Origin of the sequence: Staphylococcus sp. HMSC035D11, assembly GCF_001836075.1 — a bacterium.
In the GTDB taxonomy this organism is placed as follows: Bacteria; Bacillota; Bacilli; order Staphylococcales; family Staphylococcaceae; genus Staphylococcus; species Staphylococcus hominis.
In genome coordinates, this window is sequence record NZ_KV827237.1 from 37,573 (window position 1) to 60,665 (window position 23,093).

Annotated in this window: 18 protein-coding genes and 1 riboswitch; of the genes, 1 reads left to right on the forward strand and 17 read right to left on the reverse strand. The window is 32.9% G+C overall.

What is annotated here, in order from left to right; all coding sequences use genetic code 11:
- Positions 1 to 120: 120 nt before the first annotated feature.
- Together betA and betB are read right to left on the reverse strand one after the other, a co-directional pair.
- Positions 121 to 1,827 (reverse strand): choline dehydrogenase, encoded by a 1,707-nt coding sequence (gene betA, locus HMPREF2647_RS05305; protein WP_002449442.1) that lies wholly within the window; start codon positions 1,825 to 1,827, stop codon positions 121 to 123.
- Positions 1,828 to 1,963: 136 nt separating this feature from the next.
- Positions 1,964 to 3,454 (reverse strand): betaine-aldehyde dehydrogenase, encoded by a 1,491-nt coding sequence (gene betB, locus HMPREF2647_RS05310; protein ID WP_049414267.1) that lies wholly within the window; start codon positions 3,452 to 3,454, stop codon positions 1,964 to 1,966.
- Between the two features lie 239 nt (positions 3,455 to 3,693).
- Here betB and HMPREF2647_RS05315 point away from each other — a divergent pair, with 239 nt between their 5' ends.
- The gene (locus HMPREF2647_RS05315; RefSeq protein WP_070859673.1) at positions 3,694 to 4,248 is read left to right on the forward strand and encodes a choline uptake/conversion transcriptional regulator CudC; all 555 of its coding nucleotides are present in this window, start codon (positions 3,694 to 3,696) and stop codon (positions 4,246 to 4,248) included.
- A gap of 92 nt (positions 4,249 to 4,340) precedes the next feature.
- Here the strand turns inward: HMPREF2647_RS05315 and HMPREF2647_RS05320 are convergent, their stop codons facing one another.
- From HMPREF2647_RS05320 to HMPREF2647_RS05390, 15 genes are all read right to left on the reverse strand, one after another.
- Complete coding sequence (locus HMPREF2647_RS05320) at positions 4,341 to 5,963, reverse strand: BCCT family transporter (protein WP_019835179.1); 1,623 nt, start codon at positions 5,961 to 5,963, stop codon at positions 4,341 to 4,343.
- Between the two features lie 428 nt (positions 5,964 to 6,391).
- Entirely contained in the window at positions 6,392 to 7,684 is a 1,293-nt protein-coding gene (locus tag HMPREF2647_RS05325) for an anaerobic C4-dicarboxylate transporter family protein (RefSeq protein WP_002454790.1), read from the reverse strand.
- Between the two features lie 165 nt (positions 7,685 to 7,849).
- Entirely contained in the window at positions 7,850 to 8,092 is a 243-nt protein-coding gene (locus tag HMPREF2647_RS05330; RefSeq protein WP_002449304.1) for a hypothetical protein, read from the reverse strand.
- Between the two features lie 220 nt (positions 8,093 to 8,312).
- Positions 8,313 to 9,095, reverse strand: a complete 783-nt coding sequence (locus tag HMPREF2647_RS05335) for a CHAP domain-containing protein (protein ID WP_002488240.1) — start codon at positions 9,093 to 9,095, stop codon at positions 8,313 to 8,315.
- A 428-nt stretch (positions 9,096 to 9,523) separates the two neighbouring features.
- Positions 9,524 to 10,123 carry an adenylyl-sulfate kinase gene (cysC, locus tag HMPREF2647_RS05340; protein ID WP_070859676.1) on the reverse strand — a complete coding sequence of 200 codons (600 nt, stop codon included), beginning with the start codon at positions 10,121 to 10,123 and terminating at the stop codon, positions 9,524 to 9,526.
- 18 nt (positions 10,124 to 10,141) lie between these two features.
- A complete protein-coding gene (sat, locus tag HMPREF2647_RS05345; protein ID WP_037555812.1) occupies positions 10,142 to 11,320 on the reverse strand; it encodes a sulfate adenylyltransferase in 1,179 nt (392 codons plus the stop codon).
- Positions 11,321 to 11,365: 45 nt separating this feature from the next.
- Positions 11,366 to 12,241, reverse strand: a complete 876-nt coding sequence (locus tag HMPREF2647_RS05350; protein WP_002449439.1) for a sulfite exporter TauE/SafE family protein — start codon at positions 12,239 to 12,241, stop codon at positions 11,366 to 11,368.
- 21 nt (positions 12,242 to 12,262) lie between these two features.
- A complete protein-coding gene (locus HMPREF2647_RS05355) occupies positions 12,263 to 12,874 on the reverse strand; it encodes an NAD(P)-binding protein (protein WP_019835186.1) in 612 nt (203 codons plus the stop codon).
- A gap of 33 nt (positions 12,875 to 12,907) precedes the next feature.
- Positions 12,908 to 13,672 (reverse strand): uroporphyrinogen-III C-methyltransferase, encoded by a 765-nt coding sequence (gene cobA, locus HMPREF2647_RS05360; protein WP_019835187.1) that lies wholly within the window; start codon positions 13,670 to 13,672, stop codon positions 12,908 to 12,910.
- Between the two features lie 35 nt (positions 13,673 to 13,707).
- Positions 13,708 to 15,429 carry an assimilatory sulfite reductase (NADPH) hemoprotein subunit gene (gene cysI / locus HMPREF2647_RS05365; protein ID WP_070859679.1) on the reverse strand — a complete coding sequence of 574 codons (1,722 nt, stop codon included), beginning with the start codon at positions 15,427 to 15,429 and terminating at the stop codon, positions 13,708 to 13,710.
- Between the two features lie 18 nt (positions 15,430 to 15,447).
- On the reverse strand, positions 15,448 to 17,301 hold the full coding sequence (locus HMPREF2647_RS05370; protein ID WP_070859682.1) for an assimilatory sulfite reductase (NADPH) flavoprotein subunit: 1,854 nt from the start codon (positions 17,299 to 17,301) through the stop codon (positions 15,448 to 15,450).
- 162 nt (positions 17,302 to 17,463) lie between these two features.
- On the reverse strand, positions 17,464 to 18,195 hold the full coding sequence (locus tag HMPREF2647_RS05375) for a phosphoadenylyl-sulfate reductase (protein WP_002488232.1): 732 nt from the start codon (positions 18,193 to 18,195) through the stop codon (positions 17,464 to 17,466).
- Between the two features lie 503 nt (positions 18,196 to 18,698).
- Complete coding sequence (locus HMPREF2647_RS05380; protein ID WP_070859684.1) at positions 18,699 to 19,805, reverse strand: 5,10-methylene-tetrahydrofolate dehydrogenase; 1,107 nt, start codon at positions 19,803 to 19,805, stop codon at positions 18,699 to 18,701.
- The gene (locus HMPREF2647_RS05385; protein WP_070859686.1) at positions 19,802 to 21,004 is read right to left on the reverse strand and encodes a 5,10-methylene-tetrahydrofolate dehydrogenase; all 1,203 of its coding nucleotides are present in this window, start codon (positions 21,002 to 21,004) and stop codon (positions 19,802 to 19,804) included. Before HMPREF2647_RS05385 ends, HMPREF2647_RS05380 begins: the two co-directional genes overlap by 4 nt.
- 90 nt (positions 21,005 to 21,094) lie before the next feature.
- Positions 21,095 to 22,687, reverse strand: coding sequence for a solute:sodium symporter family transporter (locus HMPREF2647_RS05390; protein WP_070859688.1), 1,593 nt, complete (start codon positions 22,685 to 22,687; stop codon positions 21,095 to 21,097).
- Between the two features lie 285 nt (positions 22,688 to 22,972).
- A riboswitch (TPP riboswitch) is annotated at positions 22,973 to 23,074 on the forward strand.
- Positions 23,075 to 23,093 lie beyond the last annotated feature (19 nt).

Here is a 23,093-nt window from a genome sequence, read left to right on the forward strand (position 1 = left end):
CTCCTTCTCTTTCATTCATTATATGCCTTTACGTATTAAAAATGTTGTAGAAGGGGATATTTAAAATAAAAAGGTCAGAATCATCTTTGATTCCAACCCTTATTTCATATAACTATTTTATTAATGTTTATAGTATGGATCGAATTCCATTGCTCCAGCGTTTTCATCACTAACACCATGTTTATAGTAATCAACATATTGTGGTTCTAATGGTTTTTTACCACGAATGATATCAGCTGCTTTTTCAGCGAGCATTAAAACTGGTGCATGAATATTACCATTAGTAGTGCGAGGCATAGCAGACGCATCAACAACACGTAAATTTTCCATACCATGTACTTTCATAGTTAATGGATCTACAACTGCCATTGGATCTGACGCTGGCCCCATTTTAGCACTACAAGAAGGATGTAAAGCAGTTTCACCATCTTTACGTACCCAATCAAGAATTTCTTCATCTGTTTGTACAGATGGTCCTGGTGAGATTTCACCGCCATTATATGGATCCATCGCAGGTTGAGATAGAATATTACGTGCTACTCGAATTGCTTCAACCCATTCTTGTTTATCTTCTTTTGTTGATAAATAATTGAATACAATACTTGGTTTTTCAAATGGATCTTTTGATTTAATTTTTAAACTACCACGTGAATTTGAATACATAGGACCAACATGTACTTGATACCCATGCGCCACTGGTGCTTTTTGACCATCATATCTTACAGCAATCGGTAAGAAATGGAACATTAAATTTGGATATGCAACTTGATTGTTAGATCTAACAAAAGCGCCACCTTCAAAGTGGTTTGAAGCTGCTGCACCTTTACGTGCAAATATCCATTGTAATCCAATCCAAGGCATACGTTTTACATCTAAGCTTGGTTGTAGTGAAACTGGCTGCTTACATTTATGTTGAATATATACTTCTAAATGGTCTTCGAAGTTTTCTCCAACACCAGGTAAGTGCATGCGTGGTTCTATACCTTTAGATTTTAAGAATTCAGAATCACCGATACCAGACAATTGCAATAACTGAGGTGTATTAAATGCACCACCTGAAAGAATCACTTCACCGGCATTCACAGTATGAAGTTTACCATTACGTTTAAACGTTACACCAGTAGCTTTCTTACCTTCAAAATGTATTTTAGTAACAAATGCACGTGTTTTAACTGTTAAATTTTTACGCTTCATTGCAGGACGTAAATAGGCACGTGAAGCTGAAACACGACGACCATTATGTACTTGGCTATCAAATGGACCAAAGCCTTCTTGTCTATATCCATTGACGTCGTTTGTTTTATGATAACCTGCTTCAACACCTGCATCGAAGAATGATTTAAATAATGGATTTGTGGCTGGCCCACGTTTTAATTTAATCGGACCATCATGTCCTCTATATTTATCATATGGCGCAGCTCCAAATGTTTTTTCTAGTTTTTTAAAATAAGGTAAACAATGTGCAAAGTCCCAAGTTTCCATTCCTTCTGGTTCAGCCCAGCCTTCATAATCCATTGGATTACCACGTTGATAAATCATGCCATTAATTGAACTTGAACCACCTAATACTTTACCTCGAGCATGGTCTACCTTACGTCCCATATGCGGTTCTTCTTCAGTTTGGTATCTCCAATCGTAAAATGGATTTCCTGAAGGAAACATCAATGCTGCAGGCATTTGTATAAATAAATCCCATGGATAATCACTACGTCCTGCTTCTAGTACAAGTACTTCTTTATTTTTATCTTCTGACAAACGATTTCCTAATACTGATCCAGCGCTTCCTCCGCCAATAATTACGTAATCATATGATTGATTTTTACTCATATATTGTCGTCCTCCCCTAAAAATATAAATCTTCTATTTAAATACAATTTAGTTTGATTTGATACATCTTTATACTTCAAAATAAATGGACCGTAAAATAATACGCCTACGGTCCTTTATAGTTAAATTGTAAAAGTTATTTACTAAAGAAATTTACAGGTTCTGGATTTCTATTTGTAAGAATATGTTTAGAGATTAAATATTCTTCTAATCCTTCTTTACCTAACTCACGTCCAATACCAGATTGTTTATAACCACCCCATGGCGCTTGAGCGAAGTAAGGATGGAAGTCATTAATCCAAACTGTGCCTAGTTTTAATTTATTAGCTACACGTTGTGCTTTTCCTATATCTTTAGAAAATACTGCACCTGCTAAACCATAAATTGAATCATTAGCGAGTGCAATCGCTTCTTCTTCATTATCGAACCCTTCTACTGTAACAACAGGACCAAATACTTCTTCTTGAACAATTCTCATATGAGTATTGCAATTAGTGATTACAGTTGGTTCAAAGAATAAACCATCTTTTAAATCTTCATCGTCTGGACGTTTCCCACCGATAGCAATTGTTGCACCATCATCTTTAGCAACTTTCATATATTTTTCAATTTTATCTCGATGTTCTGGAGAAATCACTGGACCCATTTCTGTATCACTATCAAATCCATTACCTAATTTAATTTTTCCAACACGTTCAATTAATGCTTTTTCAAATTTATCTTTAATATCGTTATGCACTAAAATTCTTGAACCTGCTGAACAAACTTGACCTGCATGGAAATATCCGCCATTTAATGCTTGATCTACAGCTAATTCAAAATCAGCATCATCAAAAATAATATTTGGATTCTTTCCGCCAAGCTCTAATGCAATATTAGTTACATGATTTGCAGCATTCTTCATAATGTGTTTACCAGTTTCAATTCCACCCGTAAATGATACTAAATCAACTTCTTTATGACCTGATAATGTATCTCCTACTTCTTCACCACTACTTAATATTAGGTTGATAACCCCTTTAGGGAATCCAACTTCTTCCATTAATTCAAATACACGAATTGTTGTTAATGGCGTAATTTCACTTGGTTTCATTACTAATGAGCAACCAGTTGCTAATGCAGGTGCAATTTTCCATGAAGCTTGTAATAATGGATAATTCCAAGGCGTAATTTGTGTAACTACACCTACAGGTTCTTTGACAAGTTTACTTTCAGTGTTAGGTATTGGAGAATCAATAATTTCTCCTCCGTCTTTATCCGCCAAACCTGCAAAATAATTAAACACATTTGCAATATCATCCATATCTGCATAAGATTCCTCTAATGTTTTACCGGTATCTAACGTTTCTAATTTGGCTAATTCGTCACGATTTTCTGTAATTTTATCAGCAATTGCTCTTACTTTTTTACCTCTGACTTCACTTGTTTCTTGTGACCACTCACCATTTTCAAATGAACGACGTGCTGCTAAAATAGCTTGTTCTGCATCTTCCTTAGTCCCTTCAGTAACAGTAAAAATCACTTCTTGATTATATGGATTAATAATATCTCTAGTATTTTTGTTAGCGCTCTCTACCCATTCACCATTGATATATTGGCGATTAGACAATGCTTTTACAAGTTCCATCATACTACCTCCGTTAAGTTTGTTAAATTTTTATTTAACGAATTTTACAAAAGTAGCTTATCATATTTCTTAAGTCATTGCAAAAATCATCTTTATATATTTTTTTATATTATTTTTAATATTGTAGGGATTAAAATTGACTTTTGAAACTCTTAAGAAAAAATCATATAATGAGTGAGAATGTAAAATTTGTGTTAATATTTCACATCTTATGAAGATGAAAATAAGTGAGGTGCAATATGAGCAATTCTAATAATATTAATCAAAAAATAGAGGAAGCGAAAGATTTAGTTATTAACTCAATTGGTGAAACCATGGATTTATATGGTACAAACCGTAGTGTTGGTAATCTTTACGGTACGATGGTTTTTGAAGGTAGTATGACGCTTGATGAAATGCGTGAACATTTGCAAATGAGCAAACCTAGTATGAGTGCGGGTGTAAAAAAATTGCAAGAATACGATATCGTTAAACAACAATTTACCCGTGGCAGTCGGAAACAACATTTTATAGCCGAGAAAGATTTCTTTAATTTTTTTCGAAACTTTTTCACACAAAAATGGGAACGTGAAATCGATACAAATTTAGAAGCGACGAAAAAAGCAGAAAACATTCTTCAAAACATAATACAAACTAATCATTTAAGTGAAGAAGAAAAAGAAAAAATAGATAGTATACAATCCCAATTGAACCACACAAAATTATATTATAAATGGTTAGAAAATTTAATTTCTGCGATTGAATCTGGAGACATTTTCGAACATTATCCTATACCAAAAGAAGAAGATTTATAACTTAATTCAATATCAATATGATTCAAAAATCCTCAGAAATTAGATTTATTATCTAATTTCTGAGGATTTTTAAATGTATTATCATTTTTACATTATAAATTATCGTCTTCAGGGTCTGATTTAACTTGAACAATACGAAGTGAACGTCGTTCTACTTCTTTTAGTTTATCTGCTCTTGTTTCCAGTTTAATCCGATCTTTATTAAGTGTGATAATAAAGGATATCATCATAAATGTAAATATAAATAGAAGTGGTACACTTGCTAATAATGAAGCAGTCTTTAACACTTCAAGAGCTCGTTCTCCACCAACTAACATAAGGGAGAAAGGTAATAGACATAAAGCGAAAGCCCAGAATAAACGATTCGCTTTTAATGGTTCCCCTATTACCTTCTTCTGAGAAGCAGCTGCTAAAATATAAGAACCTGAATCAAAAGTCGTTGCTAAGAATAAAAATGCAGATATTAAGAACAACACTATAATTAAAGAACCCATTGGTAATTGGTGCATAACTTCTATAATTGTTGCTTCAGTACTATGTTTATTTAAAAAATCAACCACATTAAACTGTCCACTAATTTGTAAATAAACGGCATAGTTACCAAAAATACCAAAGAATAAGACACATCCCAATGTACCATAAGCAATTGTTCCTAATATGACTTCTTTGAGACGACGACCTTTTGAAATTCGAGCAATAAATAAACCAATAAATGGCGCATATACAAGCCACCATGACCAATAAAATATCGTCCAATCTTGAGGGAAATTTGTTTCTTTACGGTTTCTAATTCCACCAAATGGCTCCATCCATGTTGCCATATGGAAGAAATCTCGCATCATATTCCCAAAACCAGTTAACGTTGTTTCCATAATAAAGATGGTTGGACCTACAATAAATACAAATGCAAGTAGTAAGAATGATAACCATACGTTAATATCACTTAATTTTTGTATTCCTTTTTTTAAACCAGTATAAGAACTAATGGCAAAAATGACTGTGATTGTGAAAAGTATAATTGAGCGAATAACCATATTGTCTCCATCTATACCTGTTAATCGTTCAATTCCAGAAGAAATTAATGGCACACCTAATGCTAAAGAGGTTGCCGCTCCTCCTAATAGTCCAAATATAAATAAGATATCTACTAATTTACCTAAAAATTTATCAGTTTGTCCTTTCAGTACTGGACGACAAGCTTGACTAATTTTATATACTGGTTGTTTCTTTACAAATACTAAATAGCCAATAGGCAAAGCTGGTAATACATAAATTGCCCATGCAATAGGTCCCCAATGAAACATGCCATATTGCGTTGCATATGTAAGCGCCTCATCAGTCATTCCTTTAGCTCCATTTGGAGGTACTTGATAATAGAAGGCCCATTCGATAACGCCCCAATAAAGAATATCTGAACCAATGCCTGCACAAAATAGCATTGCAGCCCAACTAAAATTATTAAATTCAGGTTTATCACTTGCTTTTCCTAAAGTCACATTACCATATCGGCCGAAAGCAATATAGAGTACAAAGGATAAAACAGCTAAACCTATAAATAAGTAAACAGATCCTATCGAGTTAGAAATAGCACTATTTATATCAGTAATAACTTTCTCACTTGCACTTGGAAAGACCATCATAGGTATAACTGCTGCAAGCAAGACAATCACAGTACCTATAAAGGTGGGCCAATCCATTATTTTTTCTTTTTTCAACTAAGATCCTCCTTTGAATATTATATGTACGACTTATAATGTATTTAAGTGAATGATCCACGTAATGACAATATCTAAAATTAAATAAAAATGCAAATTACATTCATAAAATTATTTGAGCAAAACTGAATATTTATATATTTCATCCCATTTAAACTATCGAAAAATTAACTATATCAGTAGTGTTAAATTAAAAATAAACGTTTTAAACAAATCTTAAATTATAAATATTGAATTTTTATTCACTTTTAATGAATATATATTTTTTTGACATTTTCTGTTTTAAATTAAAAATAAGAGAAGAATGCAATTCATAATAGAATTCACATTCTTCTCTTCAATATTCGAAATGGCACAAAAGGTCTTCTCAATCTATTAAATTTTCACGAAACTTTAAATCGTTTATATGACTAATACCCTATTATAAACTAATATCCTAATATTATTTTTATTATAAAACCAACAATAACTGAAACACCTATTGCAAAGAATCCTGGAATAATAAAGCTTGTAGGTCGTGTACGTCCTGTTTCATCTAAATTAACTGCGAATAATAACGTTGGTTGCGCAGGTATAACAAAGTTAACATTTAATGTTTGTACCATTGCTACAAAATACATGGGTGGAATTCCCATACTCATGACGATAGGCACCATAATCGATGCTGTTGCTGTTTGTGAAATAACAATCATCGCTACTACAGCTACAAGAATAATCACAAGCCAGGGCATATGTTGAATCGTTTTGCCAACATCATTTTGTATGATATGTAAATTATGAGGTGCGTTAAATACTGTCGCACCTAACCAACCAGGTCCGAGTACTGCAAATAATGCACCAATAGCAGATTGTGTAATATTTGAAGAGAGAATATCACTCGTATTCACTTTTAACATCAATAAATTAATTGCTGCACTTAAATACATAAAGAATTGTACAATCTCTGTCATTGATACAGTGACATCTTTTCCATTGACATTAAACGAAGGCATGAATTGAGGAAAAATACCAAATGTAAGAATACCAAACACACATAAAATAAATGCTAAAACACCTATCTTTACTCTAGTAGAAAAAGCATGATTTACTTCAACGTCAGGTGTATGGGCAATTTCACTTTCAGTAATTGTATTTTTACGTCCTACAAACGTACAAAATATACTTAACATAAACATAGTGATTAATGATGTAGGTAAGACGATACTCAAATATTGACCCATTGAAATGTCATGACCTGCAAGTACTGAAATGACATAGGCTGTTGCGGATGCAGCTGGACTACAAAGTAAAGCCAAATTAGCAGTTAATACTGAAGCAATGAGTGGTCGCTTAGGTTGGATTTTAGCTTTTACTGCGGTTTGAGCAATAATAGGTTCTAGTGATAAAGCAATGTTTGCAGTCCCTACTCCAAATACGAAGACAAATACAATCATCGGTGCAATAAAAATAATTGATTTTGGAAACCGTTCAATGATTTTCGAAGCAAGATAGACAAGATAATCAATTCCGCCTGTAGCTTGTAACGTTCCTCCAGCTATACCAATTGCCAGAATAATTAGGACTGCTGTAACAGGGGCAGAACCAGGAGGAAGTTGAAAACCAAATATCATAATCAGTTGGGCCACAATAGCAAAAATACCACAGCCTAAAGCACCTGCTGTGCGCAATCCTAGCATAATGGCTACAATCATTATGATAATTTCTACTATAAACAGTAGCATTATAATAACTCCTAACTTTAAATAATTCATGTGAATTTTTTAACATATCTATTTTATCACTTTTATTTGTTAAAAGTATATAATTGCATAAAGTTAATTAATATAAATATTTTGATAAGAAAAAACCTTTAAAAATCAAACGGATTCTTAAAGGTTTATGAATATTTATTGTTTTTTATCATCTTCGTTGAGTGATGCACGACCTTCTTCATCATATGCTACGTCATCATCGGTATGGCCTTTTGCCATTTTAAGATTTTTCTCAATACGTGCTTCTTCTTCTTTTTTAGAACGACTTCTATAAAAGCGTTCCTCAAAAAGCGAACCCCAAATGAGACCAAATATGACGCCAATCGTAATTACCACAATTGCGATCACTAGGATCCATTGAAGTACTCCTAACGCCATTGTGAATCACCACCTTTATATTTGAACACTATAAGAACTAGTAGTTATATATTCCCTTTATAAAGCGATTTAAATCATATTAAATATAATTTTTAAAAATAAAAAAAGAGCAAGTTAAAATTCGTTTTGAATTCATATACTTGCTCTTTTAAACAACGTTATTGTTTTAATATCTTAGTCTTTATTTTACATTAATGTTTAAACCATTTATTTCCTTAAATTATGAAATGTAGTTGTATGAACTTGCTTGACTTGCTGAAATTGTACGTGTAGATACTACACCTACGCCTTGATAGTTCATTTCAGATACTGTAACAGAACCATCACTATTTACATTTTCAACATATGCAACGTGACCATAACCACCTTGAGTTGTTTGCATCACAGCACCTGCTTTAGGTGTATTGTTTACAGTATAACCAGATTGCGCTGCTGCGTTAGCCCAGTTATTTGCATTACCCCAAGTGTTACCGATTGAACCACCAACTTTATCATATACATAATACGTACATTGACCCCAAGTATAGTAATTCGCACCTGAATTTGTTTTACCTGAAAATGCTTGAGTCGAAGCAGTTGATTGTGTTCTTGGTGCACTTTGAGTTGTAACTTTTACATTACTATTTGATGTTGATGCAGTGTTAGCGCCTAATCCACCTGTCGTATTATTAGTTGTATAAGATTGATTATTGTTAGTAGATGTTTGGTTATTGTTTGTTGTATATGAATAATTGCTATTGTAGTTATAGCTATTATTGTTGTAATTATTATAGTTAGATTGACTATGATTTGAGTCATTAGTGTGATTTAAACGATCAGGACTCCAATTACCTTTCCATGTGTAATGATAGTTACCTTGTTGATCAATTGTATAAGAGTAGCTATATGAAGTTGGGTCATTAGGGTTATATCCATTATTTTCCGCTGCATGTGCGTCATGATGCGCAAATCCAACTGTAGCGATTCCGGCTGTGGCGATAGTTACTGTAGCGATTTTTTTCATAATTAAATATCCTCCTAGAAATTTAAAACATTCTTCCTTTATTTATCACGTGGCTACTTTCAAATGACATCTCAATATTCAATTACTTCGAATTATTTTTTCTCGTTAATTAACGACAAGACATACTTTATCAGATAAACAAGCGTTTGTGGGCGTTGTTAATACCTTGTAATTGAATCATAATAATACGATGATTTTTGTAATTAAATATCTCGTTTGTTACATCACTCAAAATGCTTTATTATCAGTCTTTTTATCAACTTAATCAACAGTGTCATTACAGATGGTGTAATATATCTGATTATTTTAAATATGTTTTATTTCATAAAATAAGGGAATATTAACTATTATTTTCAAGAATTTATAGCAAAAAAACGAGTGAGACAACATTCATTTTAAATTCGTTATCTCACTCGTTTGGTTATTCATTAAATATATTTGTGTTCTTTTAAGTAATTAAGAATATGTTCAACTGATTCATCTATACTTTGTGTTTCAGTATTAATAGTTATTTCAGGATGTTTTGGCGCTTCATAAGGCGCACTAATTCCTGTAAATTCTTTAATTTCACCTGAACGTGCTTTTTCATATAAACCTTTAGGGTCTCGTTTCTCACATTCTTCTACACTACACTTCGTATATACTTCAATGAATTCTCCGTCTTCTAGAATATCACGTACTTCATCACGATCTTCTCTATATGGAGAAATAAATGCAGTAATTGCAATTGTTCCCGCATCTACAAGCAATTTACTTACTTCACCGATACGACGAATATTTTCTTTACGGTCTTCTGGACTAAAACCTAAATTTTTATTTAAACCGTGACGGACATTATCGCCATCTAATCGATATGAATGTTTACCTTTTTCAAATAGAGCCTTTTCAAGTACCACAGAGATTGTGGACTTACCAGAACCAGATAACCCTGTAAACCAAATGACAGCACTTTTATGACCATTTTGGTGTTGTCTATCTTCTTTAGTTACTTCTGAATCATGCCATGTAATATTTGTTGATTGACTCATTTTATATACTCCCCCAAATTACTTTTGTCTTAATCCTTTAATTAATACTTCTGCAACTTCAGGTCTTGAGAATTCTTTTGGTAATGATTCGCCATTACGTAATTTTTCTCTTACTTTTGTACCACTTAAATGTACATGGTCTGATGCATCATGTGGACACGTTTTAGCTGTAGCCATATTGCTACATTTTTTGCAGTAAAATGCATGTTCAAATTTTAAAATATGAATATCTAATTCATCTTCAAATTGAGAGATAAGTTCTTGTGCTTCATAAGTACCATAATAATCACCCACACCTGCGTGATCACGTCCAACAATAAAGTGTGTACAACCATAATTTTTACGAACTGTAGCATGTAAAATTGCTTCACGGGGACCTGCATAACGCATCGCTGCGGGATAGATAACTAAACGTGCTCTATCTTGTGGGAAGTAATTTTTCAAGATAGCTTGATAACTTTCCATACGTACATCTGCTGGGATATCATCCGCTTTAGTTTCACCAACTAAAGGATTTAATAATAAACCATCTACAATTTCTAATGCAGATTTTTGAATATATTCATGTGCGCGGTGGACAGGATTACGTGTTTGAAATCCGACTACTGTTTTCCACCCTAAGTCTTTGAACAATTGGCGTGTTTCAGCAGGATCTAAATGATAATCTGAAAATTCATCATGTTTAGGACGATTTACTAATTGAATAGGACCTGCTAAATAAACGTTCCCTTTTTCATATACTTTTTTGACACCTGGATGCGCTTCTTCAGTCGTACCGTAGACATTTTGAGCTTCTTTTTCTTTATCATACGTATATTTTTCTTCAAGTTTTAAAGTACCATAAAGTACTCCATCTTCACCATATAAAGCAATATCATCACCAATATTAAATTCATTCGCTTGTGTCTCAGTGACAGGTAAAGTGATAGGAATACTCCATACTAGTCCATTTTCAAGATGTGTATCTTCAACAACTTTTTTATAATCCGCTTCTCCCATAAATCCAGTAAGTGGACTAAAACCACCAATAGCGATTAATTCTAAATCTGAAATTGACCAAGGATTTAAAGTTAAGGATTTAAAAGCATTCGCTTTTTCAATTAATGCTTCTCTTTCCTTTCCTTCTACAACTCGATTAATTAACTCTCCACCATGTGGCTTAATTGTATAATTGATAATATCTTCATTTGTTGTCATTATTGATAACCTCTTTTCTAATTATTTTGATTAGTTTACTCGGCTTTATTTATAAGAAAAAGACAATTTTTTGTTACGAATAATAGTAATAATAACTAATACAATAATCGCACAAATAATTGCGAATCGAATAACATTTATCACTGTAGTGTCTTTGATGAAATACGTCATTAAAGCATTACTATTTGTAAAAATAATAAGGCCACCTACACAAATTGCTAAAATATTAATGGGTAATATTTTAGTTAAATAGGCTGAAATTGGTGCGGCAATCATACCGCCTATACTTAATGCAATGACAAACCACCAATTAATTTGAGTAAATCCTAAAAAGATAATAAAACTTAATGATGTTGAAAGTGTTACAAAAAATTCACTTGCAGACACTGTACCAATGGCATAGCGTGGTTGAATTTTATGGCTTGCAAGTAACAACGGTGTATTGACTGGTCCCCAGCCTCCACCACCAATAGCATCTAGAAAACCAGCAACGGCTCCTTGTGGAACAAGTTTCACACTACTAAGTGTTCCTACGTGTGTATGAAAGTCTTTGTGACGTTTAAATAAGAACTGATATAAAATATAAAAACCCATTGAAAGTAAGAATAGTGCTATATAAGGTTTAATATAGTCACCATGTATTTGAGTTAATAATGCTGCACCGATAAATCCACTGATCGATCCTGGTATTGCAAGTTTCAACATGGTTGGCTTATGTACATTTTCAAATTTCCAATGTGATGTACCAGATGCAGCAGTCGTTGCTATTTCTGAAAAATGTACCGTTGCTGAAACAATCGCAGGTGCTATTCCATATGTTAATAATATGGATGATGAGGAGGCACCGAATCCCATTCCGAGTGATCCATCAACAAGTTGTGCTAAAAATCCAGCTAATGCAAATATAAACAATTTTCTCATATATCACATATCCCTTCATACCTAAACTTGTAAATGAAGCCATCGTGTGAATTCTCGTTGCTTAACCTCATCTAAATACTCATCAGATAAAATGTGTTGTAATAAATCCTGTTTCCTAGATGGCTCGATTGATAATCGTTTAATTAGTTGTCTACTTTCATATAAAAAATCAATATACATTTCATATGATTCATCGTACATATCGCTTATTCTTGAAATAATCTTTTTATTCAATTTAGGACTTGCCCCATTGGTTGACACGCTAATAGAAAGTTTTCCACGTTTTAAAATACTTGGAATCGTAACATTTCCAACTTGGGCTTTCGAAGCATGATTACATAATGCATAATGAGGAACACTTTCTAACACCTTTGTATTGACGTCGTTATTATTTGTGGCAATCACTACAAGATCGGCATGTTCAACATCTTGTGGCTCAAATTCTTTTTGGCTCCAAGTGATCATTTCGTTATCTAATAGTTCTTTTAAAGTTGTTGAAATAATAGGACTAACAATATGAACATCATCACAATATTCGATTAAAGTTGAAGCTCGTTTCGTTGCAACTTTTCCGCCACCTACTATGACAATCGATTTCTGGCTTAAATCAATCATGAGCGGCATATGGTTCATATTGTCGTCCTCCTATATTAGATATTTTTCAAATTATGGTAATGTCATTTCAACATCTGATACTTGTTCTTTGAACCAGCTAATTTTTTGACGCATATTTACCACATCACCAATCACAATCATTGCAGGATTTTTGATTTCAGACGCACATTGTACAATGCTACCTAATGTTCCAGTGACTGTTTTTTGAGAAACTGTTGTCCCTAAATGTACTAGCGCTACAGGTGTATCTACTGACTTACCATGACGCACTAACAGTTCACAAATTTCAGGCAAACGTTTTACACCCATATAAATACACAATGTTTCAGGACCATGGGCTAAATGTTCCCAATATGCTTCTTTCGTCATACCTGGTTTATTCACAGCTGTAACAAACGCAACGGATGAACTATAATCTCTGTGAGTAACAGGAATTCCTGCATAAGCAGGAGCTGCAATTCCTGATGTAATCCCAGGAACAATTTCAAATGGAATTTGATTATCCGCTAATATTTCTGCTTCTTCGCCACCACGTCCAAAAACGAAAGGATCACCACCCTTTAATCGTGTAATGGTGTGCCCTTTTTTCGCTAAATTCACTAACATACGATTTGTTTCCTCTTGTGGCAATGAATGCTTATTTGGATCTTTACCACAATAGAAGAACTTTGTGTGAGGTTTTGCAAAATCTAAAATTTCCTTATTCACTAAGCGGTCATATAAAATCACATCTGACGCTTGAATCGCTTTCATACCTTTTACAGTTATTAAATCAGGATCACCAGGTCCTGCACCTACAAGATAAACCTTTCCCATCTTATCACCCCGTTCGCCTTCTATTTCTTTAAACATTAGCTGTGAAAATCTCTACCATCATGAACTTTAGCTACTACACCCGAACGAATAACGAAGTCTCCGAAGTGTTCACCTTCGAGACGTGATTTTCCATAATCCATTAAAATTGGACGTAAGCTTTCGAGAATTTCTTTTTCATCGATGTTTTCTTTATATAGTTTATTTAAGCGATCACCGTTAAAGCTTCCACCTAAATACATATTATATTTGCCAGGTGCTTTACCAATAAATGCAATCTCAGCTAATGCAGGTCGTGCACATCCATTAGGACAACCTGTCATACGTATAGTAATCTCTTCTTCACTAACACCAGATTCATCTAATAAATCTTCAATTTTAGATAATAGCGTTGGTAAATAACGTTCTGATTCAGCCATTGCTAAACCACAAGTTGGAAATGCTACACAAGCCATTGAATTACGTCTTAAACCACTATAATTTTTACCATCAGTTAAACCGTATTTATCAATAAGAGATTGAATATCTGCTTTTTTCTCTTCAGTTACATTAGCAATAATTAAATTTTGGTTTGGAGATAATCTAAAATCACCAGTATGTGTTTCTGCAATTTCTCTTAACGCCGTTTTTAACTTATAGTCTTCTGTATCTTTTACACGTCCATTTTGAATGAATAATGTATAATTCCATACACCTTTTTCACCTTCAATCCAACCTAAACGATCGCCATTATGTTCAAATTTAAATTCGCGAGCTTCACTGATTTCCCAGCCTAGACGTGTATTTAATTCTTTAACAATATTATCTACACCAAAACGATCTACTGTATATTTAAAACGTGCATTTTTACGATTTGAACGATTACCAAGATCACGTTGAATTGTAAGTAATGCTTCACATACATCTATGACTTTATCTTTAGGAATAAATCCAGCAATGCGTCCTACTTGAGGGTATGTATCTGGATTACCATGCGTCATACCCATGCCACCACCAATAGCCACATTAAATCCAACGAGTTCATCATTTTCTACAATTGCAATTAAACCAATGTCTTGTGAAAATACATCAATATCGTTTGATGGTGGTACGGCAATACCAATTTTAAATTTACGTGGTAAATATTTTTCCCCGTACATTGGCTCTACTTCTTCTTTAGAATCAAGCACTTTCTCTCCATCTAACCAAATTTCATGATAGGCATTCGTTTTAGGTAATAAATGATCACTAATGGCTGTAGCATAATCAAGTATTTCTTTATTAATGTTTGATTGATATGGATTTGGGTTACACATTGTATTACGATTGACATCCCCACATGCTGCAATCGTATCTAACACTGATTCATTAATTTTTTTCATAGATGATTTTAAATTTCGTTTTAAAATACCATGAAATTGGAAAGTTTGACGTGTTGTGAGTTTCAATGTATGATTCGCATAATTATTAGAAATATCATCCATTGCAATCCATTGCTCAGGTGTTGCTTTACCTCCAGGTAGTCGCACACGAATCATGAAAGCATATGCAGGTTCTAATTTTTGTTTACGACGTTCATCACGTACATCTCGGTCATCTTGTTGATAACTCCCATGAAACTTAAGTAATTTAGTATCGTCATCAGAAATGGCACCAGTTAAAGGATCTGCTAAGCCTTCTTCAATCGTACCGCGTAAATAATTACTTTCAGTTTTTAAATGTTCTAACGCATCAAGGTTTTCATTTAACTCATCAGCAATTTGTTTAATCGTTTTAGCCATTCACTCTCCACCCTTTCTTTAGTACACGTCACGTTGATAACGTTTATCTTTTTTCATTTGTTTTAAGTAGCTTTCAGCATCTTCTTCAGTTAAATTTTGTTCTTTCACTAATACATTGCGTATCGCTTGATGTACATCTTTAGCCATATTTTTTTCATCACCACAAATGTAGATCGATGCACCTTTTTCTAACCACTCATTAAATTCTTTACTATGTTCAGCAATGCGATGTTGTACATAAACTTTTTGATCTGTATCACGTGAGAAAGCGACATTCATTTTTTCAAGAACACCATCTTTTAACCATTCTTGCCATTCTGTTTGATATAAGAAATCAGTAGTAAAGTGTTGATCGCCGAAGAATAACCACGTATTACCTTTATAACCATATTCTTCACGTTCTTGCATATGTGCTCTAAATGGTGCAATTCCTGTACCAGGTCCTATCATAATGACAGGTGTATCTCCATCTTTAGGGAATTTAAAGTTTGGATTACGTTTAAGATAAATTGGAACAGTATCTCCTGGTTGAATACGTTCAGCAAATTGAACAGAACATACACCTGAACGATCTCTACCGTGTGTGTTATATCTTACTGCACCAACCGTAATGTGAACTTCATCAGGTAATGATTGATAACTACTTGATATAGAATATTCTCTAGGAGGTAATTTTCTAAGGATTTGATATAAATCTTCAGGTTCTAATTCTTCAGGTGGGAAATCATTGAGTAAATCAATAAAATCTCTACCTTCAATATAATTTTGTATCCACTCACTATCTTGAACTTTGTCTTCTAACGCTTCATTATCAAAATATGCTGCTGCATTTTGAAGTAATGGTTTCGTTAATTTTGTAATTTCAAAGTAAGATGTTAATGCTTCTTCTAATGAAATCGTATCTCCATCTTCTGAGATTTGAATTTGATCTCCCGGATCCCATCCTAATGTACTTATCAGTAATTCAACTAAAGCTGGATCATTTTGTGGTAAAACGACTAAGCAATCTCCTACTTCATATTCTTCACCAAAGTTATCTAATAAGAATTCAATATGACGTGTTTCTTTATTAGATCCTCTACCATTTAAATTAATATTTTCTAATACTTCAGCTTGATATGGATTCGCCTTTGAGTATTTTTTTTCTTTCGCAGATTTAATTGATTCACTTACAACTTGTTCACTTTGTGTACCTTCAGGTGCTGAGTCAATAGTATTAATGACATTAGCCATCCATTTTTCTGCATCTTCTTCATAATCAACATCACAATCAACACGTTCATATAATCGTTCGGCCCCAAGTTCTTCAAGTTTTTTATCAAAATCTCTACCTGTTTGGCAGAAGAATTCATAGGTTTGATCACCTAATGCAAGTACTGAAAATCTTACTCCTTCTAATTTAGGGGCTTTTCTACCATGAATAAATTCATGTAATTCGGCTGCATTATCCGGTGGATCTCCTTCACCTTGTGTGGAAGTAATAATAAATAAATCTTCGACATTTTTAAGATTTTTAGGTTTAAATTCATCCATTGCCTTTAACGTTACATTATGTCCAATATTTGAAAGACGTTCTTCAAATATTTCTGCTAAACCTTGCGCATTTCCTGTTTCTGAACCATATAGTAATGTAATCGCACGTTTTTCAGGTTGAATTGTTGGTTCATTTTGTTGAAGCATTGTTTCAGTACCCTTTGAAACAGCTCCTATTTGCGAACCCTGTGTCTCAGATGTTCCTGATGTAAGTTGTTGATTTGCGACTAAATAGCCACTTAACCATACTTTTTGTTCTGGCGTAAGTGTCTGTAATAATTCATTAATTTGTGTGGCTTGTCCTTCAGTAAAAGGACTATTGGTAACACTTAGATTCAATTCATCCACCTCTATCATTTCAATCTTTATTTTATTTAAAATACTTACTATCTCTATATTATGTAATCTATATTCGCCTTTCCAGTAAAAATCGAATATAGAATATTTTTAAATCCTTATCAGAATACTATGTTTTATATAAAAAATTTTTTAACCCTTACATCACGGTTTATCTGCAACATGAAGTCCACATTCTGTTTTTTCAAAACTTGACCAACGTCCTGCTCTGGAATCATCAGAATTGAATACTGGCGCTGTACAAGGAATACAACCAATACTTGGATAATGCTGGTCATGAAGTTCATTATAAGGTAAATCATGTTGTTTAATATAATCCCAAACGTTATCTTCCGTCCAATAAATTAAAGGACATACTTTAATCGATTTAAAACGTTCATCTTTATTAATGAAATTTGTTTTAGCACGAGTCGGAGATTGATCTCTTCGTAGTCCTGAAATCCAGGCAATCGCACCACCTAGTACCTCTTCTAAAGGTTTAATTTTACGAATATAACAACATTGATTTGGATTATTTTTCCATAATGCAGGATTGTATTTCTCAGCTTGTTCTTCAAGCGTCAATTCTGGTTTCTTCATTTCAATACGTAACTTAGGAAAACGTTCTTTTACTCTATCAATTAAATCGTATGTTTCTTGAAAATGTAAATCTGTATCTAAAAATACAATTTGAGCATCTGGTTTAATTTGATAAATCAAATGAATAAGTACCATGCTCTCTGCCCCAAAACTACATGAGTAAACGATATCTTCACCATACGTAGTATAAGCCCATTTTAAAATTTCATAGGCACCCTTTGTCGCGTCGTCAGTAGAAATGGAGTCAATAAATGGATCGCCATCAAAACTCTCATACGTTATCTTTGATACTGACATAAACCTATGGTCCCTCCTCAGTATTTACAAATTTATTAATCTAATACCTATCAGAATTGTCAGAATAATATGCTAATACTTTAACGAGTTTTGAGGAGAAAGTCAAGAAAGTTTAGGGAATATTTATTTTAAAATAAACATACATTTTTGATTCGAACTACAAATATAAGTTTTATTTTATTCCTACTTAAATAAGTGCCTACTTCATAATCGTTTTTTTCATTGTTGAAGCAACTCCAACTGTAATTACTACCTTTTCTTTAAAACTAGGATTATAATTAACTACTAAATCCTTGTAATCAATTCATAATCTATACACTCTATATGAATTTTATATTTTCCGACTATCTTTTTAACTTCCTTTTCAGTCATACTTGAAAAACTATATATCCATTCACACTTATATTTATTCATGATTTCAAATGACTTTAAAGATATTTTCTATAAATTTATTATAGTATATAAAAATAATAATGAAGTGTTTCTCACTTCATTATTACTAATTAGTTATTCTGTTCATAACGTACTTTTTGACGGTAACCATATGTGCTTTCTTTAATTAATTGATCATTAAGCAAACCTGCGCCTATTGCTCCTGCAACAGTAGATATTGAGGTTGCAAACCAAGGAATACTTAAATAAAGTTGGACACTGGCTGGTCCTTTTAAACCTACTTGTTGTCCTAAGAATCCTGGAGGTAATAAAACAAGCTCTGCAATTAAGAATAATAAATATAAAATCATATAATATATCACAATGGCTATCAATAAAGTCATGATCGTTGTTAAATTATATAACATTACAATTCTTTTATGCTTAGCTTTTTTTGTAGATTCCCATAGACCATGGGAGACCATTATCCAAACGAGCATACCTAAAATTGCCATGATGGAAATTCCAAATAATCGCCATGGAGAAAAATTAAGCCCCATATTCCACATGGTTGAAAAAATCAATCCGAATGCACCTGTCGTAAAAGCAATCGCTACAATATTACTTAAACTTGCCATCATATTCAGTGGGTTATTCGCAAAGGTCATCCCACTGACAAGTCGTATCATTCCAAGGCTACGTGAATTTGATAAATATCTTAAATGATTGTTTCCTGTTTCTTTTAAATGTACTTCTGTTTTCTCAATACGTGAAAAAGGAAATTGTTTATTGATTTCTTTCTTAACCCTATTATTGTCATCATAACCCACATGCGCTCTTTCAGAATAATGAAGTTCATTAATAATAGTTACGATAGCATGTTTAAAACGATTCTTTACAGGACGCCATCCAAAAGCAGGATACGAAAATATTGCAGCGCCATTTTTTTTATTAATATCTAAAGCAAGTACGTTTTGATGATAGAACATAGGTAAGTCTGTAATTCCTACAACATAATCCCATTCTCTTTTATTATGATAATCTTGAATTTTTTTGAATATTTCTTCCACACTTTCCGCAAAACCAGTAAGAGGATCCACCACGAGATCAACTTTCCAGTCACGTTGGTGATTATCTTGTTCTGATAATATATTGGGTATCTCATTAATTAAACTTTGTGCTAATTTCTCCGTCACTCCTGGTGCCACAACGAGACCAATTATTTTTTCTTCACTCATGTTGTTTCCTCCTCTCTATGATCTTGTTTTTTATGTTCATCTTGTTGGTTATCATTATTTTGTTTATTGGATGCACTTTCTTTAACTTGTTGATTTGATGCATCATGAGAAGATGATTGAGCTTGTTCTTTTTCTTTCTTCTCTTGTTCTGCTTCTTTATAACGATGATACTGTCGATACGAATAAGTAATCTGACGGATTTTTTCTTCATTCTCTACAGTAGACCCCATTGCCCCAGCAAGTAAACCTAGTGAAGATACAAACCATACTAATTTTACATAATTTATAAATGTAAAATGAGGATGTGCGCTAGTCCATTGATTAAATAAGCTTGGTGGAACAAACAATGATACACTTATCGCTAATAAAAGATATAAAATAATATAATTTAAAAGTGTAATAATGAATAATGTGAATATGGTAGTAAAATTATAAATATAGCGATACACACGCTGTGATTTAGTTGTTTTACGTTCAATCAATTGATGTGCATAGAGTAACCAGCCTGTCATACCTAGGATAGCAATAAGCATAAGTATAATAAATCGTACTATGGAGTACTGTATACTCAGTTCCCAAGGCATGGAGAAAATTGATACATAAGTCCCAGTTGCAAAAGCAACTGAAATAATCTTTTTGAAATTAAAAATATTTTTCCATGGTTCATTTGCTCGTGTTAACCCTAAAATAAGTTGAATCCAACTGAGAATAAACCATCGATGAATATAACGTTGCTTTGGCGTTTCATCTTCATTTGGTTCTACTGCTTTAGGATGTATAAGAGGATGAATCTTGGGAGCCACTCTTGAAGTTGAATAATACAATTGTTCAATAATAGAAGTTAAACTATCTCTTAATTTTCGTCGTAAGTCTATCCAACCTAATGAAGGTAAAGATAGCATCGCTACTTGTTTGTCATTATTAAAATCACTAATCACTACTTTATTTCCAGAAATACTTGGTAAATCTGTAATACATACAACAAAATCCCAATCATGTTTCTCTTTCATTTTTGCCGCTTTATCAATACTTTCATGTACATCTTCAGCTGAGCCAATCATTAAATCAACGTGGAGCTGAAATACCCATTCTTGTTGATCATTCACACGTTGATTCAGCTGTTCTTTTATATCTGGAATAACAGCTTCTACGTGTTTACGAGACACACCCGGTGAAGGTATCAAACCAATTTTGTGCATTGTGTTATCCTCCTTTCTTTATAAATATAAAAAGTAAGGTGTACGTCGAAAAAGTCTACTCTTTTCAAACGTACACCTATTTATAAATAATTATTTAGCAAGTACAAGTGGTGAAAAGATAATGTAAGCAAGTACTACTAAACCTAGAACAATACCGCCTGTAATATAACGATATTTCCAAGGTGTAAGATCCACTTTAGCTTTATTAGTATTTAAGTCAAACGTATTGGAAGGTTTAAATTTATTAAAGACAAGTATAATAGCTAAATCAATAAAGAACATAAAACTAAAAGTATATAGATAATTTAATTGTGGCACCATAAAACTAATTGCAGCATATAACACAATGTGTGTAACTAAAGCTACTTTAGCGCCTAGTTTAGATGTGTGCTTAGAATAAAATGCAACTAAGACCAATGCAAGTACTGGCATACTATATACACCATTGAACTGTTGCACAATCGCATATAATCCACTTGGGAAAAGGGCAATAAGTGGAGATATACCTACTACAATAATGCCAATCACAACTGTCGCGATATGACCGACACGTGCAATATGTTGATCTGAAGCACGCTTACCAAAAATAGGTTTATAAAAGTCTAAAGTAAAGAGTGTTGTTGTACTGTTTAATGATCCAACAAATGAACTTAATATGGCTCCAAAAATAACTGCTCCGAATAGACCATAGCCCCAATCAGGTAAAATCGCCTGAATCAATGCAGGATAAGCATTATCATTAGATGTTATACCCCCATTGAAATAATTATATGCAATAACGCCAGGAATCACTGTAAAAATAGGACCAAATACCTTGAATAAACTTAAATATATCGCACCTTTTTGTGCTTCTTTTAAATTCTTACCAGCTAAGGCTTTTTGTACAATCATTTGATTCGCACACCAAAAGAATAAATTATTAAAGAACATACCAAAGAATAATGTTGGCCATGGAACAACATCTGAATCAATGGCTCCAAAAGCGTTTAGTTTTTCAGGCGTACGTTGGACCATATGGTCGAATCCTTTTACAAAATTCCCATCACCTAAATGATGTAAACCTAAAATTGTAATAATCAAACCACCTATAATTAATCCAACACCATAGATTGAATCACTAAATGCACTCAGTGATAAACCACCAATGAATAAATAGATAACACCTACTGCACCAATGACAAATGCAATAATAATCGTTGCTGTTGCATCACTTACTCCTAAGTATTTTCCAATATTAAACATTTTATTAAATACTAATGAACCAGAGTATAAGACAACTGGTAAAAATGATACAACATAAGTGAAAATAAATAATATAGAAACGAAACGTTTAGTAAAGGTACCATAACGCATTTCAAGTAATTCAGAAATGGTATCCACACCGTACCTTAAATATTTTGGTAAGAATATCCATGCAAGTAAGACAACTGCTACAGCAGCTGTGACTTCCCAAGCCATCACTTCCATACCCTTACCATAACTTTGACCATTCTGTCCTACAATTTGTTCTGTAGATAGATTAGTCATAATAATCGTTGAGGCAATCGTAAATCCTGTTAAACTATTGCCTCCCATAAAATAGCCATCTGCACTATCAGTCTTTATTTTTCTTGAACGCCAAAACGCATAAAGACTGACCCCCATAACAACGGCTAAAAATAAAATAATTGCTAGCCAATTCATAATACGTGTCGCTCTCCTCAATATTTTATTTGTAAAAAATAAAAACGTTAAATCTTCATTCAACGTTAAACTGTTTATTACTTATCCTATAAAGCACCTATTTAGTGTAACTTCTATTTTAACCACGGTATATCTGATTTTCAATCATATAATTGAAAATTATTATAAAAATAAATTATATAAATTTTTATTTTTATATTCAAATAAAAAAGTAATCAATATATTCTTTAATGGAAGCGCTTGACTTCTCATAATAGAAGTCATAAAGTGAAACTATAGTTAAATCATATGCACTAGGGGTGTTTTAAAACTGAGATGAGGTGTAACCTCAAACCCTTTGAACCTGAACTAGCTTATACTAGCGTAGGAAAGTGTCGTATAAAATAAGATGACCTGTTGAGATGTG

Coding starts and splice junctions, on each gene's coding strand:
- cysC (WP_070859676.1), bottom strand. CDS start 10,123: ATGAGTCAATCAACAAATATTACATGGCATGATTCAGAAGTAACTAAA.
- HMPREF2647_RS05315 (WP_070859673.1), top strand. CDS start 3,694: ATGAGCAATTCTAATAATATTAATCAAAAAATAGAGGAAGCGAAAGAT.
- HMPREF2647_RS05330 (WP_002449304.1), bottom strand. CDS start 8,092: ATGGCGTTAGGAGTACTTCAATGGATCCTAGTGATCGCAATTGTGGTA.
- HMPREF2647_RS05325 (WP_002454790.1), bottom strand. CDS start 7,684: ATGCTACTGTTTATAGTAGAAATTATCATAATGATTGTAGCCATTATG.
- HMPREF2647_RS05335 (WP_002488240.1), bottom strand. CDS start 9,095: ATGAAAAAAATCGCTACAGTAACTATCGCCACAGCCGGAATCGCTACA.
- HMPREF2647_RS05375 (WP_002488232.1), bottom strand. CDS start 18,195: ATGTCAGTATCAAAGATAACGTATGAGAGTTTTGATGGCGATCCATTT.
- betB (WP_049414267.1), bottom strand. CDS start 3,454: ATGGAACTTGTAAAAGCATTGTCTAATCGCCAATATATCAATGGTGAA.
- HMPREF2647_RS05380 (WP_070859684.1), bottom strand. CDS start 19,805: ATGAGTGAAGAAAAAATAATTGGTCTCGTTGTGGCACCAGGAGTGACG.
- HMPREF2647_RS05355 (WP_019835186.1), bottom strand. CDS start 12,874: ATGAACCATATGCCGCTCATGATTGATTTAAGCCAGAAATCGATTGTC.
- HMPREF2647_RS05390 (WP_070859688.1), bottom strand. CDS start 22,687: ATGAATTGGCTAGCAATTATTTTATTTTTAGCCGTTGTTATGGGGGTC.
- cobA (WP_019835187.1), bottom strand. CDS start 13,672: ATGGGAAAGGTTTATCTTGTAGGTGCAGGACCTGGTGATCCTGATTTA.
- betA (WP_002449442.1), bottom strand. CDS start 1,827: ATGAGTAAAAATCAATCATATGATTACGTAATTATTGGCGGAGGAAGC.
- cysI (WP_070859679.1), bottom strand. CDS start 15,429: ATGGCTAAAACGATTAAACAAATTGCTGATGAGTTAAATGAAAACCTT.
- sat (WP_037555812.1), bottom strand. CDS start 11,320: ATGACAACAAATGAAGATATTATCAATTATACAATTAAGCCACATGGT.
- HMPREF2647_RS05385 (WP_070859686.1), bottom strand. CDS start 21,004: ATGCACAAAATTGGTTTGATACCTTCACCGGGTGTGTCTCGTAAACAC.
- HMPREF2647_RS05350 (WP_002449439.1), bottom strand. CDS start 12,241: ATGAGAAAATTGTTTATATTTGCATTAGCTGGATTTTTAGCACAACTT.